Raw genomic sequence first — 15,894 nt, 5'->3', positions numbered from 1 at the left:
ATGCCGCAGCAGACCGTGTGCCAGAGCTGTGCCGAGCCGATGGACCCGGAGGACGTCTTCTGCGGCTCCTGCGGGGCGAGCCGGGACGGCCGGCCCGCCCCCGGCGCGATGCCGGCCGGCTGGTCCGCCGCCCGGGCCGGCGCCGACGACGACCACCCGCCGACCCTGCCCAACACGCCCGCCGTCCCGGCCCAGGGCGGCCAGGGCGCGCCGGGCACGACCGCCTGCGCGCACTGCGGGCTCCACCAGGTGACCGCCGACGGCTACTGCGAGGCCTGCGGCCGCGCCCAGCCGCGGCCGCGCGACCACATGGAGAAGGCGCTGGCCGGCGTCGCCGGGGTCAGCGACCGCGGGGTGCGCCACCACCGCAACGAGGACTCCTTCACCGTCGCCGCCAGTTCGCTGCCCGGCGGCGAGCCGGTCGTGGTGGCCGTGGTCTGCGACGGCGTCTCCTCCTCCGACCGGCCCGACCAGGCCTCCGAGACCGCGGTCGACGCCGCCTCGGAGTCGCTGCTCAGCTCGCTGGAGGCAGGCACCGACCCGACCGACGCCATGCGCCGGGCGGTCGCCGACGCGGCCGACGCGGTGGCCGCGCTCGCCACCGACGGCACCCGCCCGAGCCGGCCCGACGTCAACGCGCCCGCCTGCACCTACGTCAGCGCCATCGCGTCCGGCGGCCGGATCACCATCGGCTGGGTCGGCGACACCCGCGCCTACTGGATCCCCGACGACCGGGCCGCCGCCGTGCCGTTCCGGCTCACCCAGGACGACTCCTGGGCCGCCCGGATGGTCGAGGCCGGGCTGATGGACGAGGCCGAGGCGTACGCGGACCCGCGTGCCCACGCCATCACCGGCTGGCTGGGCGCGGACGCCGAGGAGGTCGTGCCGCACGTCATCGGCTTCACCCCGCACTACCCCGGGGTGCTGCTGGTCTGCACCGACGGGCTGTGGAACTACGCCGAGGCCGCCACCGACCTGGCGTACCACGTGCGTCCGGACGCCCGCACCGAACCGCTGGCCGCCGCACAGGAGCTGGTGAAGTTCGCCGTCGCGGCCGGCGGCCACGACAACATCACCGTCGCCGTGCTGCCGATCGACCCGCCGCCGGCGGCCGCGGACGAGGACGCCCGGACCGCCACCGCCCTCGACCTGCCGCTGGTCACCGCGGGCGGCCCGGCCGCGGCCGGCGCGGCGGACGACGAGGAGGAGTACGAGCCGACCCTGCCGGACATCCCGGTGATCGGCTCCCCCGCCGCCCCGCTGCCCCCGCTGCCGGCGGTCCCGCCGCCGCCCGCCGTCCCGCCCCGTCCGACCGTGCCCCCGGCCCGCTGACCCGGCCGGTCCCCGGGGCCCGCGCCCGCCCGGGCGCGGGCCCCACCACGCTCCGCCCCGGCCGCCACCGCGTCCGCCCCCACCGCGCCCCGCCCGTCCGCCCACCGCGTTCCGCCCACCGCCCGTCCGCCCACCGCGTTCCGCCCAGCACGCTCCGCCCACCGGACGGCCACCCGGCCGCCGCGAACAGCAGCCCCCGCACCAACCGACCACCCGACGGGAGCCACCGGCCCATGGCAACACTGGCGAAGCCGAACCTGCCCAGGTTCGACGTGGAGATCTTCCAGAACGAGTACCTCGCGGACGGCGCCCGCGAGGTGAACGCCATCGTCACCGTGACCGCGACCGGCGGCGGCACCTCCGGCGGGCGGCCGCTCGGCGTCACCGACGCGGCACCGGGCGGCGCCGGGCAGTCCGCCGCCGTGGTCCTCCTGGTGGACTGCTCCGGTTCGATGGACTACCCGTCGAGCAAGCTGCGCGGCGCCCGCGAGGCCACCGCCGCCGCCATCGACACCATCCGCGACGGCGTCGCCTTCGCCGTGGTCGCCGGCACCCACGAGGCCCGCGAGATCTTCCCCGGCGACGGCACCCTCGCCGTCGCCTCGGCGGACACCCGGGCCCGGGCCAAGGAGTCGTTGCGCCGGCTCACCGCGGCCGGCGGCACCGCCATGGGCAGCTGGCTCACCAAGGCCGACCAGCTCTTCCTCACCCGCGCCGACATCCCGATCCGGCACGCCATCCTGCTGACCGACGGCAACAACGAGCACGAGACCGCCGCCGACCTGGAGCGCGCGATCGGCCGGGTCACCGGCCACTTCACCGCCGACTGCCGCGGCGTGGGCACCGACTGGCGGGTGGAGGAGCTGCGCAAGATCGCCTCCGCGCTGCTCGGCACCGTCGATATCGTCCCCGAGCCGGCCGGACTGGCGGAGGACTTCCGCTCGATGATGGCCGGCGCGATGGGCAAGCAGATCGCCGACGTCGCGCTGCGGATCTGGACGCCGGCCAACGCGGTGGTCAAGTTCGTCAAGCAGGTCGCCCCCGCGCTGGAGGACCTCACCGACCGCCGCTCCGAGGCCGGGCCGCGGGCCGGCGACTACCCGACCGGCTCGTGGGGCGACGAGAGCCGCGACTACCACGTCTGCGTGGAGGTGCCCTCCGCGGCCGTCGGCAACGAGATGCTGGCCGCCCGGGTGAGCCTGGTCCTGCCGCCGTCGGTCGCCGGGGGGACGCCCGAGGTGCTGTCGCAGGGCCTGGTCAAGGCGGTCTGGACGGACGACCTCGCCTCGTCCACCCGGATCAGCCCGCAGGTCGCCCACTACACCGGCCAGGCGGAGCTCGCCGCGGCCGTCCGGGAGGGCATGGAGGCCCACCGCGCCGGGGACGTCCACCGGGCCACCGCGAGGCTCGGGGCCGCCGTGCGGATCGCGCACGAGACCGGCAACGAGGGCACCTTCCGGCTGCTGCAGAAGGTGGTGGACGTGGTGGACCCGAGGGAGGGTACCGTTCGGTTCCGTAAGAACGTGAGCGAGGCCGACTCGATGATCGTCGAGACCCGGTCGACCAAGACCGTCCGCGTGAAGAAGTGACCGCCGAAGCGCCGACCGGGCCGCGAACCGGCCGGGCTCAGCCCCGGCCGGGCTGGAATTGAGGGGGGACCTGATGCCGATCTGCCCGAGGGGCCATGAGTCGCAGGCCGAGGACTGGTGCGACTTCTGCGGTTTTCCGATGACACCGCCGCAGCCGCTGCCGCCACCGCCGCCCGGCGCGCCCGGGCACCCGGGGGCGCACGGCGCGCCCGCCGCTCCCGGCGCACCGTACGGTGCGACGCTCCCCCCCGGCGCGCTCCCGCCGCCCGGGGCCGTTCCCCCGCCCCCGCAGGGCTTCCCCGACCTCACCGAGGGCCTGGCGGTCTGCCCGATCTGCCGCAGCCCGCAGACCGGACGGTTCTGCGAGGAGTGCGGCTACGACTACGACCTCTCGGCCCCGCAGCGCGCCCCGCAGCCCTTCCCGCCCGCCCCGGCCCCGCAGCCCGCGCCCGCCCCGCTGAACATCCCGGCGGCGTACGGCGGTGCTCCGGAGGCCCCGGCCGCCCCGCAGCACGGCCACCACCAGGGCCCGCCCCAGGGCCTGCACCACGCGCCGTACCCGGGCGAGGCCCCGCCGCTGCCGCCGCAGTCCGCCGAGCCCTCCGGCTACGGCTACCCGCCGCCGGCCCACGCCCAGCAGGCCGCGCCGCCGGCCCCGCTGCCCGCCCCCGGCCAGGCCCAGCCGCGGCCCGACGGGCCGTACGGCGCGCCGCAGCCGCGCGAGGACTCCGGCCCGGTCTACGCCCAGCCCGGTCCGGCCCGGCGCGGCGACGAGTTCGGCACCTCGTTCCACCTGGCCCCGCCGGTGCCCCCGCAGGGCCCGCCCGCCGAGCCGGTGCGGACCACCTGGTTCGCGGTGATCGCGGCCGACCGCGAGTACTTCACCGCGATGATGGCCCGCAGCGGTCCGGAGGCGGCCGGCCTGTTCTTCCCGCCGTACTGCCCCGAGCGGCGGATCCCGCTGACCGGGCGCGGCCAGCTGCGGATCGGACGGCGCAGCCAGCACCGCGGCACGGTGCCGGAGATCGACCTCTCGGTCGCGCCGGAGGACCCGGGCGCCTCGCACCAGCACGCCCTGCTGGCCGAGCAGCCGGACGGCGGGTGGGTGCTGGTCGACCAGGACTCCACCAACGGCACCACGGTGAACGGCGGCGCGGAGCCGGTCGCCCCCCACACCGCGATCCCGCTGAGCGACGGCGACCGGATCCACATCGGTGCCTGGACGACGATCACCGTGCACCGCGCCTGACGGACCGTCACTCGGCACTGTTGTAAAAATGATCATCAAATGATGGTTGGACAACTCCCCGCGACGGCCTGCCGCCCCTACCCTCAGTCCCTATGACTGCTGCAATATCCGCCGACGGAATCCGTCAGCGGTACGGGGACGTGCAGGCCGTCGACGGGGTGTCACTCACCGTCGAGACCGGCGAATTCTATGGAATCCTCGGCCCGAACGGTGCCGGGAAGACGACCACGCTGGAGATCCTGGAGGGGATCCGCAAGCCCGACGAGGGCCGGATCGAGCTGCTGGGCATGGCGCCCTGGCCGCGCAACCCCCAGCTGCTGCCGCGCATCGGCGTGCAGTTCCAGGCCTCCGCCTTCTTCAACAAGCTCACGGCGCGGGAGACCATCCGCACCTTCGGCTCCTTCTACGGCGTCGGCCCCAGGCGCGCCGACGCGATGCTGGAGCGGGTCGGCCTGACCGGGTCGGCCGGGGTGATGACCGACAAGATGTCCGGCGGCCAGGCCCAGCGGCTCTCGATCGCCTGCGCCCTGGTCCACGGCCCGGAGCTGGTGTTCCTGGACGAGCCGACCACCGGCCTCGACCCGCAGGCCCGCCGCAACCTCTGGGACCTGCTGCGCGACATCAACGCCGAGGGCCGCACCGTCGTGCTGACCACCCACTACCTCGACGAGGCCGAGGTGCTCTGCGACCGCGTCTCGGTGATGGACCGCGGCCGGATCCTGCGCACCGGGGCGCCCGCCGCGCTGGTCCGCGAGATCGACGACACCGTCCGGATCAGCGTGGAGTCCGGCCTGCTGGCCCTCGACACCGCGCGTGAGCTGTTCACCGCCGCCGGGGCGGAGATCACCTCGCTGGAGGACGACGGCGTCTCGCTGAAGCTGTCCACCCGCCTGCCCGCGCCGGTGCTCGCCGTGCTCGCCGAGCAGGGCGCGCTGCGCGGTCTCGAAGTCCGCGGCGCCACCCTGGAGGACGTCTTCCTGCAGCTCACCGGACGGGAGTACCGCGCATGAGCGCCGAGCCGACCACGGCCGCCCCCGCCGCCCCCGCGCCGGGCGGCCCGCCCCGGGCACCGGAGGAGCGCGAGCGGGTCTCCGCCTTCGTCAGCCTCTCCCGGGTGATGCTGGTCGCCTTCGTCCGCGACCGCACCGCGCTGTTCTTCGTCCTGCTCTTCCCGCTGATGTTCCTGCTGCTGTTCGGCACCCTGCTCAAGGGCGCCTCCAGCCCGCACGCCAAGGTGGAGCAGGTCGGCGCCGTCCGGCTGCTGGACTCGGTCCGGGGCGAGGCCCGGGCCGGCCTGGAGCAGGTGCTGACCATCACCAGGAGCGACGACGAGGCCGCCGCCCTGGAGAAGGTCCGCAAGGGCGACCTCGACGCGATGATCAAGGAGGGACCGGACGGCAGGGTCGTGGTGCGCTACAGCGCCGCCGACCAGGTCCGCGCCGGCTCCGTCCAGGGCATCGTCAACTCCGTCGTCCAGCAGGCCAACCAGGCCGCCAGCGGCAAGCCCCCGACGTTCGTCCTGGAGAGCTCCCCGGTCGAGGACGAGGCGCTCAAGCCGATCCAGTTCCTCACCCCCGGCCTGCTGGGCTGGGCGGTGGCCACCGGCGCGGTGTTCAGCGCCTCGCTGACCCTGGTCGGCTGGCGGAAGAAGAAGGTGCTGCGGCGGCTGCGGCTCGCCCCGGTGAGCGCCGGGTCGATCATCTCCTCCCGGGTCGCCGTCTCGGTGCTGACCGCGCTCGCCCAGACCGCGGTCTTCCTGGTCGTGGCCACCACGCCGTTCTTCGGGCTGAAGCTCACCGGCGACTGGTGGCTGGTGATCCCGCTGGTGGTCTGCGCGACCGTCGCCTTCATGTCGATCGGCCTGCTGGCCGGCTCGATCGCCAAGACCGAGGAGGCGGCCAACGGCCTCTCGCAGATCATCGTGCTGCCGATGTCGTTCCTGTCGGGCTCGTTCTTCCCGACCGACGACATGCCGGGCTGGCTCAGGGCGATCTCCGAGGCGCTGCCGCTGAGGCACCTGGTCACCTCGGCGCAGTCGGTGCTCTCCCGGGGCGGCGGCGTGATGGACGCGCTGCCGACCATGGGCGGGCTGCTGCTCTTCGCCGCCGTGCTGACCGGCATCTCCTGGAAGCTGTTCCGCTGGGAGGACTAGGGTCTGTCCGCCGCGCGGGGTCGTACGTCCGCGGACCTGGTCCCCAGGTCCCGGTGTACGGCCCCGCCGCCGTCTGCGACCATGGTCGGGTGAACGAGATCCGGCGTGACACGCTCAGCGAGGAGACCTTCTTCGAGCAGGTCGGCGGCGAGCCGACCTTCCGGCGGCTGGTCCACCGGTTCTACCAGGGCGTCGCGGAGGACGAGTTGCTCCGGCCGATGTACCCGGAGGAGGACCTCGGCCCGGCCGAGGAGCGGTTCGCACTCTTCCTGATCCAGTACTGGGGCGGCCCGCGCACCTACAGCGAGCAGCGCGGCCACCCCCGGCTGCGGATGCGGCACGTGCCGTTCAAGGTGGACCGGGCGGCGCACGACGCCTGGCTGAAGCACATGCGGGTGGCGCTCGACGAGCTGGGCCTGCCGGAGGACGCCGAGCGCCAGCTCTGGGAGTACCTCACCTACGCCGCTGCGTCGATGATCAACACCGAGGGCTGACCGGGGCGTTGCCCGGCGGCCGTCGCGGGATCCGGCCACCGGCCGATCGGGCTGCCGACCGATCGGGCTGCGGGCCGGTCGGACCGCTAGCCGATCGGGCTGAGGCCGAGGCCCGCGCCGGGCGCGGCCGCCGTGCGGACCGCCACCGAGCCCGCCGGGGCGGACAGCCGCAGCCAGCCGCCGGCCCGGTGCACGGTCAGCGGGGCCTGCGGGGCCAGGAAGCCGATCACCTGGGCCGCGTGCGCGGCGCGCAGCGGCAGTTCGGGCAGCACCGTCACCGGGCGGGACCAGATCTCGTCGGCCAGCGCGTCCAGCACCGCGCGGGTCCGGTGGTGCTCCGGGACGGCCTCGCTGCGCTCGCGGAACTCCCGCACGGCGGCCGCCACCTCCTCGCGCACCCGGGCCGCGGGCGGGGCGCCGACCGGCTGCCAGCCGGTGCGCGGCGGCAGCAGCCCGGCCCAGGAGGGGCCGGTGACCGGGGCGGGCAGCGCGACGGCGTCCGCCGCCGCGTCCACGCCGTCCAGCAGCTGCCCGGCCGAGGCGGTCAGGTCGAACGGCGCGTCGAGCCGCGCCAGTCGCGCGGTGCGCACCGCCAGCGCGCCCGAACCGCCCAGCGGCAGCCGTCCGAAGACGGCCAGCACACCGGTGCCGTCCGGCCGCGGCACGCCCTGCAACCGGACCGCCGCCGCCTTGTCGAAGCGCAGCAGGCGGACCAGGAAGGCGGCCAGGTCGGCGGCCTCCCCGGTGTCGGCGAGGGGGAGGGCGGCGGTGCTGTTCAACGCTTCGGCTCACATCCGGGCAACGGACCCACGGGTCGGACGTACGGGTACGGGGGCGGGGCGGGCGCGGTCAGACCGCGACGGCCGGCTCCTCGTCCAGGAAACGGGCCAGGAACTCCCGCTCCACCGCGCTGATCCGGCGCGGCCGGCCCTCGGCCAGGTCGTAGGGCACGACGACGGTGGACGCCCGGACGTAGACGGTCTCGGTGCCGTCCGCGGCGGTGTCCTTGATCTCGTACGAGACGGTCAGCGAGGCGCCGCCGATCCTGGTCACCCAGGTCTCGATGGTGACCGGCTCGGGCCGGTGCACCAGCGGGCGCTTGTAGTCGATCTCGTGGCGGGCCACCACCGAGCCGCCCGCGAACTCGCCGGCCCCGGCCTCGGCGGCCTGGGTGAACATGAAGTCGATCCGGGCCTCCTCCAGATAACGCAGGAAGACCACGTTGTTGACGTGCCCGAAGGCGTCCATGTCGGACCAGCGCAGCGGGCAGGCGTAGATGTGGCGTGCCACGGATTCTCCTCGACGTCCGGTGCCCGGCGGCGGTGCGTGCCGGTCGGGCCGCGGCCCGGCAGGCCGGCCCCCACGGGGCGGGCGGCCTGCCGGGCCGTCGTCACTCGCGACTGGGTGTCAGCCGCGGGTCAGCTTCTTGTAGGTGGCCCGGTGCGGACGGGCCGCGTCCGCGCCCAGGCGCTCGACCTTGTTCTTCTCGTAGGACTCGAAGTTGCCCTCGAACCAGAACCACTTGCTCTCGCCCTCGTAGGCGAGGATGTGGGTGGCGACCCGGTCCAGGAACCAGCGGTCGTGCGAGATGACCACGGCGCAGCCGGGGAACTCCAGCAGCGCGTTCTCCAGCGAGGAGAGGGTCTCGACGTCGAGGTCGTTGGTGGGCTCGTCGAGGAGCAGCAGGTTGCCGCCCTGCTTCAGGGTGAGCGCCAGGTTGAGGCGGTTGCGCTCACCGCCGGAGAGCACGCCGGCCGGCTTCTGCTGGTCCGGGCCCTTGAAGCCGAACGCGGAGACGTAGGCGCGCGAGGGCATCTCGACCTGGCCGACGTTGATCCAGTCCAGACCGTCGGAGACGACCTCCCAGAGGGTCTTCTTCGGGTCGATGTTGGAGCGGGTCTGGTCGACGTAGCTGATCTTGACCGTGTCACCGACCTTGACCGTGCCGCTGTCCGGGGTCTCCAGGTCCTGGAGCATCTTGAACAGGGTGGTCTTGCCGGCGCCGTTCGGGCCGATGATGCCGACGATGCCGTTGCGCGGCAGGGTGAAGCTGAGGTCGTCGATCAGGACCTTCTCGCCGAAGGCCTTGTTGAGGTTCTCCACCTCGATGACGACGTTGCCCAGGCGCGGGCCCGGCGGGATCTGGATCTCCTCGAAGTCCAGCTTCCGCATCTTGTCGGCCTCGGCGGCCATCTCCTCGTAGCGGGCCAGACGCGCCTTGGACTTGGCCTGGCGGCCCTTGGCGTTGGAGCGGACCCACTCAAGCTCTTCCTTGAGCCGCTTGGCGCGCTTGGCGTCCTTCTGGCCCTCGACCTTGAGACGGGACTGCTTGGTCTCCAGGTAGGTGGAGTAGTTGCCCTCGTACGGGTAGGCGCGGCCGCGGTCGAGCTCCAGGATCCACTCGGCGACGTTGTCCAGGAAGTACCGGTCGTGGGTGACGGCGACGACGGTGCCCTTGTACTTCTCCAGGTGCTGCTCCAGCCAGTTCACCGACTCGGCGTCCAGGTGGTTGGTGGGCTCGTCGAGCAGCAGCAGGTCGGGGGCCTCCAGCAGCAGCTTGCAGAGCGCCACGCGGCGCTTCTCGCCACCGGAGAGCTTGGTGACCGGCCAGTCGCCGGGCGGGCAGCCCAGGGCGTCCATGGCCTGCTCCAGCTGGGCGTCCAGGTCCCAGGCCTCGGCGTGGTCCAGCTCCTCCTGGAGCTTGCCCATCTCGTCGAGCAGCGCGTCCGAGTAGTCGGTCGCCATCTGCTCGGCGATCTCGTTGAAGCGGTCGAGCTTGCCCTTGATCTCCTTGACGCCGTCCTGGACGTTCTCCAGGACCGTCTTGGACTCGTCGAGCGGGGGCTCCTGGAGGAGCATGCCGACGGTGAAGCCGGGCGAGAGGAAGGCGTCGCCGTTGGAGGGCTGCTCCAGGCCGGCCATCATCTTCAGCACGGTGGACTTACCGGCACCGTTGGGGCCCACGACGCCGATCTTCGCTCCGGGGAGGAAGCTGAGCGTCACGTCGTCAAGGATGACCTTGTCCCCGTGCGCCTTGCGCACCTTGCGCATCGTGTAGATGTATTCCGCCACGTGAGATCGCTCCGGCGTCGTCGGGAGTAATTCGGCTTGCAGCCTTCCATTGTGCCGCACCCGGCCCGGAGCCCCGAACCGCCGGGTCCCCCTCCCGGAGCGGCCCTCGCGGTGCCCCGCCGGGGTATCCCGCGCATGCGACGGCCCGGCTCCCCGCACACGTGGTGCGGGGAGCCGGGCCGGGTGCGCCGTGGATCGGGCTACCGGATCACGGTCCGGGTGCCTCAGGCGGCGTTGCCACCGCGGCGGCGGCGGAGCAGGAAGACCGCGGCACCGCCGGCCACGACCAGACCGCCGGCGACGGCGGCGATGACCGGGGTGGCGTCACTGCCACCGGTCTGGGCCAGGCCGCCGGTGGTGCCGGGAGCGGTGCTCGGCGGCGCCGGGTGGGGAGTGGCGGCGGCGGTGGTGCCGGCGGAGGCCGACGGGGTGGCGCTCGGCGTGACCGGCTTGGCGGTGGTGGTGGTCGGGGCCGGGCTGGTCGGCGCCGGGGTCGACGGCTTGGCGGTGGTCGGGGTGGCCGACGGGCTCGGGGTGACCACGCTGGCGGTCTTGCAGTCGAGGATGCCCTTGAAGTTCTGGGTGAAGCCGTTCGGGCCGCTCACCGTGATGTCGTAGGCGGTGTCCTCGGCGACCTGGACGACCACGGTCTCGGTCTTGCCGGGCTGGACGGTGACGTCCTTGCCGGGCTTGACCGAGACGGCGGCGGCCTCGTCGCCGCCGTTGGTGACGGAGACCTTCACGCCGTTGGCGACGCACTCGACCACCGCGCTGCTGTCGACCAGCGGGCCCTTCGCGGCCTTCCAGGTCGCCTTGGCGGCGTCCTTGACGCCGAGCTTGGTCGAGCCGGCCAGGATCATGGTCTGGCTGTGCTTGGCCGGGGTGTAGCCCTTGCTGAGGAAGACGCGGCCGCTGGGCACGACGGTCTCGGCGGAGGCGTCGACGGTGGCCGTGCCGTCCGGGGTGCCCGCGGGCACGTCCAGGAACAGCTGGGTGTCCTTGGCGACCGGGCCGGTCAGCGCGTTGACCTCCTTGCCGTCCTTGTCGACGAGCTTGACCTTGTCGGCGGAGTCGCCGCCGACGGCGAGCTTCACCTCGTTGGCGCTGGAGTTGACCGTGAACGGGCCGAGCTTGCCGCCCGGCTTGCCGGACACCGAGTCCGGGGTGAGGCTGAGCGACGGCTTGGGCTCGGCGGCGATGCCCTTGTTCTTCTCGCTGACGAGGTAGTCGCGCAGTTGCTTGGCCTCGGCGTCGACCGGGGTGGCCTTCTTGCCGTCGGAGAACTTCCAGATCGCGGCCTGGGTGCCCGCGGCGGCGTCCTCCTTGGTGAGCTCGCCCTTGACGCCGGCCGCGTCGGCCAGCTTCTTGAGGTCGGTCACCTGCGGGTAGGAGTTCTCCAGGATCCAGCGGATCTTGGAGGCGTCCTCGGCCTTGTCCGGGCGGCCGAGCGAGCTCGACTTCCAGTCGGACTCCTGGTACTCGACACCGCTCCTGATGTCGACCGGGTGGTCGATGTCGATGCAGTACGTCTGGATCTCGCCGCCGTCGGACGTCTTGAGGGTGAAGAGGCCGCCCTGGATGGAGTGGCCCCCCTCGATGGCGATCTCCTCGCTCATCAAGCTCGGCTGGATCACTGCCGTGACGGCCCCGCCGGGGGCGTCGGCCGCAGCCGCCGCACCGGCCGCGAACAGGCCCCCGGCCAGCGCAACACTGGTCGCGAGCATGACAGTAGTGATGCGGGGAAGCGCCCGCCCCTGCCTCTGGAACATCTTGGGATCCCTCCGGGCCGGGCCATGCCGATGGGCAGCCCGCCTTGCTTGCCGCGCCCCCTGTGGCGCTGCTTCACGATGTGAACCAGACGCATCCTATGAAGCGTCAGAGGCCCGGAAACCCCCATGCGAAATCAGGACGATACCGTATCCGTATCGTTATCAACCCTCTCGGTGTCTCCACAAGCTGACGACCCGCCAGAATTCCGAGATCATTCTGCTAACCGGGACGGGATTGCGCGTGCGGGTCGCAACACCGTCCTCGATTCACATATTTGTCGACAGTGATACCGCCCGCCGGACACCCCGTCAGCCGCTAGGCGTCACCCCCGCTTTCCCCCTCCGCCACCGCCCCGACGCCCGCCCCGGCCGGCCGCCGGCCGCGCAGGGCGTCCACGATCCACCCGGGCACCGCCTCGCCGAACGCCGCTCCCGCCGCCCCGGCAGCCCCCTCCGGCCCGGCCGCGGCGCCGGACGCCCGACCGGGAGGCCCACCCCCGGATCCTCCCGCGGATCCCCCCGGGGACACCCCCGGAGATCCGCTCCGCGCACCCGGCGCCCAGCTGAACCTCGCCGTGCCGCGGCTCAGATCGTGCCCGACCGACCGGGCGTCGATCTCGACCCGACTGCGCTTCACCTCGCCCTCCGTCCATTCCCGCACCCTCAGCCGGCCGCTCACCACCACCGGATCCCCCTTCGCCAGCGAGTCGATCAGGTGCCCCGCCAGCGTCCGCCAGGCCGTCACCGTCATCCACTGGGTCTCGCCGTCGACCCAGCCGTCCCGCGCCCGGTCGTAGCGCCGCTCGGTCGACGCCAGCCGGAAGTTCGCGACCGGCACCCCGCCGGGGGTCTGGGCGTACGTCACCTCGGTGGCGACATTCCCGATCACCGTCACCTGGGTCTCGTTCACAGCACGCTCCGCTCTCTCGGTTGCACCGTACGGAATCGACCGGCACGGGTTGAGAGTGCGCTTCCCCGGAAATACGCACCAGGGAGATCGGTAATCCTGTGGACAACTCGGGCCTGTGGAAAAACCTTGTCGCCCGCAGGGGTGAATTTGAGCCTTTGTGCGACGATCACACCCATGTGCACGGGTCCATGACAAGAATCCCCGGGCCGCCCCGCCGCCCCAGGACACCCCCAGGGGTGGCCCCGACGACCGTCCGCCCACGTCATCCGACCGAACGAACCCGAATACGGCCCCCCACCCGCGTCGATGCCGGCCTCGGCCGTGGCGCTTTCTCCGTGCCGAATCCATAACGGGTGGGCAGACAGCCCCGTAACGAGTGCACAACGTCCGGCGCGGAACACCTCCAGACCGCTGCACTCACGGCCTTCACCTGCGATTATCGGACCGCTCCACCGAGGCCGACACACCAACGGCGGTGTCGCAACACCCGGCCGAGGAACGGGACACCCTTATCCTGTCCCCGACAGGGCAGGGACCCGCCAACCCCCACACCCACCCTCAGGTACGGGAGAGGTCAGCGGGCGCCGCGCGCCCACCGCCCCGTCCCGGCAACGGTCACGCCCGCCAGGGCGCCGTCCGTCCCGCCCCCATAGCTCAGCGGATAGAGCACCCGCCTTCTAAGCGGTAGGTCGCAGGTTCGAATCCTGCTGGGGGCGCCACGCACCACCGCGCCGTGCCCGGCGCCGCACGCTCCGCGCGCTTCGCGCACTCCCCGCATTTCACGCCCGGCACCGAGCGCGCATCACCCGTGACCATCCGTGGCGTGCACGCCCCGAAAAGACCCGCCCCGGGAATTCCGGTGCCGGAAACACCCCGGAGCGAAGCGCCCTACGCCGGCGGACCGTCCGCGCCCGCACCCGCCCCCGCGCCGGCCGCGTCCCCGCCGGCCACCAGCCGCGCCAGGTAGCCGTCCAGCAACTCCGTCTGCCGGCGCGCCGGGAACTCCGCCGGGGCGAACAGCGCCTGCACCACCAGCCCCAGCACGAAGGCCTGCGCCGCCGCCGCGACCTCGGCCACCGGCGGACCGGCCGGCAGTTCGCCGAGCCGGCGTGCGGCCTCGACGCACTCCGCCAGCACCCCGCGCGACCGCGCGTACCGTGCCGCGTGGGCCCCGGCGAGCTCCGGATCGGCCAGCGCGACGTCCCAGGAACCCACCCAGATCCGGTTGCCCGCCCGGCCCGGCCCGTCCAGCGGCAGCACGTCCAGCAGCGCCGCCCGCAGCCGGGCCAGCCCCTCCGGCGGCGGCGGTCCGCCGTCGGCCGGCGCGAGCCGCCGCGGCCGGGCCAGCGAGCGCCGGTCCAGGACGTCCAGCGCGTGGGCGACCAGGGCCTTCTTGCTCGGGAAGTAGTGCGTCAGCAGTCCGGTGCTGGCCCCCATCTCGGCGGCCACCGCACGCAGCGTGAGCCCCTCGAAACCCCGGGTGGACAGCACCCGCCAGACCGCCTCGGAGACTTCGGTTCGGCGGGCTTCATGATCTCCACGGGCCGGTGTCATGGGGTTATCTTACGTACCAAACGTTTGTTACGGACGGCCGCAGACCGCCCGCCCCGCCCCTCGTCGCGAAAGGCACCGCCCATGTTCGCCGTCCCCCTCGCCGAGAACGCCGAGCTCCGCCCGCTGGAGCCCTGGCAGGCGCCCGAGTACCTGGAGCACATCGAACGCGGCCGCGCCCACATCGACGCCTGGATCGGCTGGGCCGCGCTGGCCACCGACCTCGACTCGGCCCGCGAGGTCCTGCAGCGCTACGCGGACCGGCAGGCCGCCGACACCGCCCGCCTCTACGGCATCTGGCGCGACGGCACGCTGGTCGGCGGCACGATGTTCGTGCAGTTCGACGCCAGGAGCGGCAACTGCGAGATCGGCGTCTGGACCGAGCCCGCCGGCCAGGGCCACGGCCTGGTCACCACCGCCGTCCGGCACCTGGTCGACTACGCCTTCACCGTCCGGGGCATGCACCGGATCGAGTGGCACAACCGGCCGGAGAACCTCCGCAGCCGGTCGGTGGCCCAGCGCCTGGGCTTCACCCTGGAGGGCGTCCTGCGCGAGAGCTACCTGCACGGCGGCGTCCACCACGACGGCGAGGTCTGGTCGCTGCTCGCCCACGAGTGGAAGCCGCAGGGCGCCCCCGCCTCCTGACGGCACGACGGCGGGGCCGGCGGACGACTCCACCGGCCCCGCCGCTCCCCCGGCCACCGCGTGCTCCCGGCCACCGCGTGCCCCCGGCCGGCACGGTGCCGAACAGCGACGCCCCCAGCGCCCCGCCCGGCCGGCGGGCCGGAGCGGCGTTCCGGACGGCGGTGACGAGACGAGGTGGCCGGTCAGCGGCCCGGCCCCGACCCCGGCCACCGCGCTCTGGGAGAGTGTCCGCACCCACACCCTCCCGGAGGTGCCCATGGCCACCCAGCCGCTGCTGACGCGCGAGCGCGCCCCGCTGCCCACCGAGACCGACGGCCTCAACGCCCACCTCGGCGAGGACGGCGTCGCGGTCCTGGAGTTCGACCGCCCGCACCGGCGCAACGCCGTCACCCTGGCGATCTGGCAGGCCCTGCCCGGTGTGCTGAAGCGGCTCGCCGAGGAGCCGGGGGTGCGCGTCCTGCTGGTCACCGGCGCGGGCGGCACCTTCAGCGCGGGCGCGGACATCGGCGAACTCGCCGACGTCTACGGCGATCCGGACCGCGCCGACGCCTACCACGCGGTCAACGTGGCCGCCGAGGAGGCGCTGGCGGCCTTCCCGCACCCGACCGTCGCCGTGGTGCACGGCGCCTGCGTCGGCGGCGGCTGCCAGCTGGCGCTCGCCTGCGACCTGCGGTTCGTCGCCGAGGACGCCCGGCTCGGCATCACCCCGGCCAAGCTGGGCGTGGTCTACCCGGCGGTGCCGACCCTGCGGCTGGCCCGGCTGGTCGGCCCGGCCCGCGCCAAGTACCTGCTCTTCTCCGGCGAGTTGCTGCCCGGCCCGAGGGCGGCCGCCCTCGGCCTGGCCGAGCACGTCCTGCCGGCCGGCGAACTGGACGCGGCGGCCCTGGAGTTCGCCCGGCTGCTGACCACCCGCTCGCCGCAGACCATCGGGGCCGTCAAGGCCGCGCTGGCCGTCCCGCCGGAGCAGGCCGCCGCGGCCCTCGCCCCCTGGGAGCGCCGCTCCCGCGAGGCGCCGGACGTCCGCGAGGGCCTCGCCGCCTTCCTCGAACGCCGTCCGCCCAGGTTCTGAGCCTCACCGGGGAACGGCCGCGCACGGGCCGGTCGATACGATCACGCGATCGAATACGACCG

Annotated in this window: 14 protein-coding genes and 1 tRNA gene; 9 read left to right on the top strand and 6 right to left on the bottom strand. The window is 73.7% G+C overall.

What is annotated here, in order from left to right; translation table 11 throughout:
* The 6 genes from ACFVVL_RS28945 to ACFVVL_RS28920 all read left to right on the top strand — a co-directional run bounded on the left by ACFVVL_RS28945 (position 1) and on the right by ACFVVL_RS28920 (position 6,816).
* Entirely contained in the window at positions 1 to 1,332 is a 1,332-nt protein-coding gene (locus ACFVVL_RS28945; protein ID WP_387680366.1) for a PP2C family protein-serine/threonine phosphatase, read from the top strand.
* Positions 1,333 to 1,565: 233 nt separating this feature from the next.
* Positions 1,566 to 2,921 (top strand): VWA domain-containing protein, encoded by a 1,356-nt coding sequence (locus ACFVVL_RS28940; protein WP_380287607.1) that lies wholly within the window; start codon positions 1,566 to 1,568, stop codon positions 2,919 to 2,921.
* A gap of 139 nt (positions 2,922 to 3,060) precedes the next feature.
* Positions 3,061 to 4,170 (top strand): FHA domain-containing protein, encoded by a 1,110-nt coding sequence (locus ACFVVL_RS28935; protein ID WP_380287608.1) that lies wholly within the window; start codon positions 3,061 to 3,063, stop codon positions 4,168 to 4,170.
* Between the two features lie 92 nt (positions 4,171 to 4,262).
* Entirely contained in the window at positions 4,263 to 5,180 is a 918-nt protein-coding gene (locus ACFVVL_RS28930; RefSeq protein WP_387680361.1) for an ATP-binding cassette domain-containing protein, read from the top strand.
* Positions 5,177 to 6,322, top strand: a complete 1,146-nt coding sequence (locus tag ACFVVL_RS28925) for an ABC transporter permease (RefSeq protein ID WP_380287610.1) — start codon at positions 5,177 to 5,179, stop codon at positions 6,320 to 6,322. The genes ACFVVL_RS28930 and ACFVVL_RS28925 overlap by 4 nt, the downstream gene beginning before the upstream one ends.
* Before the next feature lie 89 nt (positions 6,323 to 6,411).
* Positions 6,412 to 6,816, top strand: a complete 405-nt coding sequence (locus tag ACFVVL_RS28920; protein ID WP_387680357.1) for a globin — start codon at positions 6,412 to 6,414, stop codon at positions 6,814 to 6,816.
* A gap of 86 nt (positions 6,817 to 6,902) precedes the next feature.
* Here the strand turns inward: ACFVVL_RS28920 and ACFVVL_RS28915 are convergent, their stop codons facing one another.
* The 5 genes from ACFVVL_RS28915 to ACFVVL_RS28895 all read right to left on the bottom strand — a co-directional run bounded on the left by ACFVVL_RS28915 (position 6,903) and on the right by ACFVVL_RS28895 (position 12,567).
* The gene (locus ACFVVL_RS28915) at positions 6,903 to 7,595 is read right to left on the bottom strand and encodes a hypothetical protein (RefSeq protein ID WP_380287612.1); all 693 of its coding nucleotides are present in this window, start codon (positions 7,593 to 7,595) and stop codon (positions 6,903 to 6,905) included.
* A gap of 70 nt (positions 7,596 to 7,665) precedes the next feature.
* A complete protein-coding gene (locus ACFVVL_RS28910) occupies positions 7,666 to 8,106 on the bottom strand; it encodes an acyl-CoA thioesterase (protein WP_380287613.1) in 441 nt (146 codons plus the stop codon).
* Positions 8,107 to 8,223: 117 nt separating this feature from the next.
* Positions 8,224 to 9,888: an energy-dependent translational throttle protein EttA gene (ettA, locus tag ACFVVL_RS28905; RefSeq protein WP_380287614.1), complete on the bottom strand. Its 1,665-nt coding sequence runs from the start codon at positions 9,886 to 9,888 to the stop codon at positions 8,224 to 8,226.
* A gap of 224 nt (positions 9,889 to 10,112) precedes the next feature.
* Complete coding sequence (locus tag ACFVVL_RS28900) at positions 10,113 to 11,612, bottom strand: Cys-Gln thioester bond-forming surface protein (RefSeq protein WP_387680353.1); 1,500 nt, start codon at positions 11,610 to 11,612, stop codon at positions 10,113 to 10,115.
* Positions 11,613 to 11,973: 361 nt separating this feature from the next.
* Positions 11,974 to 12,567 (bottom strand): single-stranded DNA-binding protein, encoded by a 594-nt coding sequence (locus ACFVVL_RS28895; protein WP_387680350.1) that lies wholly within the window; start codon positions 12,565 to 12,567, stop codon positions 11,974 to 11,976.
* A gap of 643 nt (positions 12,568 to 13,210) precedes the next feature.
* Here ACFVVL_RS28895 and ACFVVL_RS28890 point away from each other — a divergent pair.
* Positions 13,211 to 13,286: transfer RNA gene (locus ACFVVL_RS28890), tRNA-Arg, on the top strand.
* Positions 13,287 to 13,455: 169 nt separating this feature from the next.
* Here the strand turns inward: ACFVVL_RS28890 and ACFVVL_RS28885 are convergent.
* The gene (locus ACFVVL_RS28885; RefSeq protein ID WP_387680347.1) at positions 13,456 to 14,121 is read right to left on the bottom strand and encodes a TetR/AcrR family transcriptional regulator; all 666 of its coding nucleotides are present in this window, start codon (positions 14,119 to 14,121) and stop codon (positions 13,456 to 13,458) included.
* A gap of 81 nt (positions 14,122 to 14,202) precedes the next feature.
* Here ACFVVL_RS28885 and ACFVVL_RS28880 point away from each other — a divergent pair, with 81 nt between their 5' ends.
* Positions 14,203 to 14,763 carry a GNAT family N-acetyltransferase gene (locus ACFVVL_RS28880; protein WP_387680344.1) on the top strand — a complete coding sequence of 187 codons (561 nt, stop codon included), beginning with the start codon at positions 14,203 to 14,205 and terminating at the stop codon, positions 14,761 to 14,763.
* 256 nt (positions 14,764 to 15,019) lie between these two features.
* Positions 15,020 to 15,832: an enoyl-CoA hydratase/isomerase family protein gene (locus tag ACFVVL_RS28875; RefSeq protein WP_387680341.1), complete on the top strand. Its 813-nt coding sequence runs from the start codon at positions 15,020 to 15,022 to the stop codon at positions 15,830 to 15,832.
* The last annotated feature ends 62 nt before the right edge of the window (positions 15,833 to 15,894 follow it).

It is taken from the genome of Kitasatospora sp. NPDC058115 (genome assembly GCF_042884635.1).
Taxonomy (GTDB): domain Bacteria; phylum Actinomycetota; class Actinomycetes; order Streptomycetales; family Streptomycetaceae; genus Kitasatospora.
The sequence above is the reverse complement of the archived record's forward strand: the minus strand, read 5'-3'. Positions and strand labels throughout refer to the sequence as shown.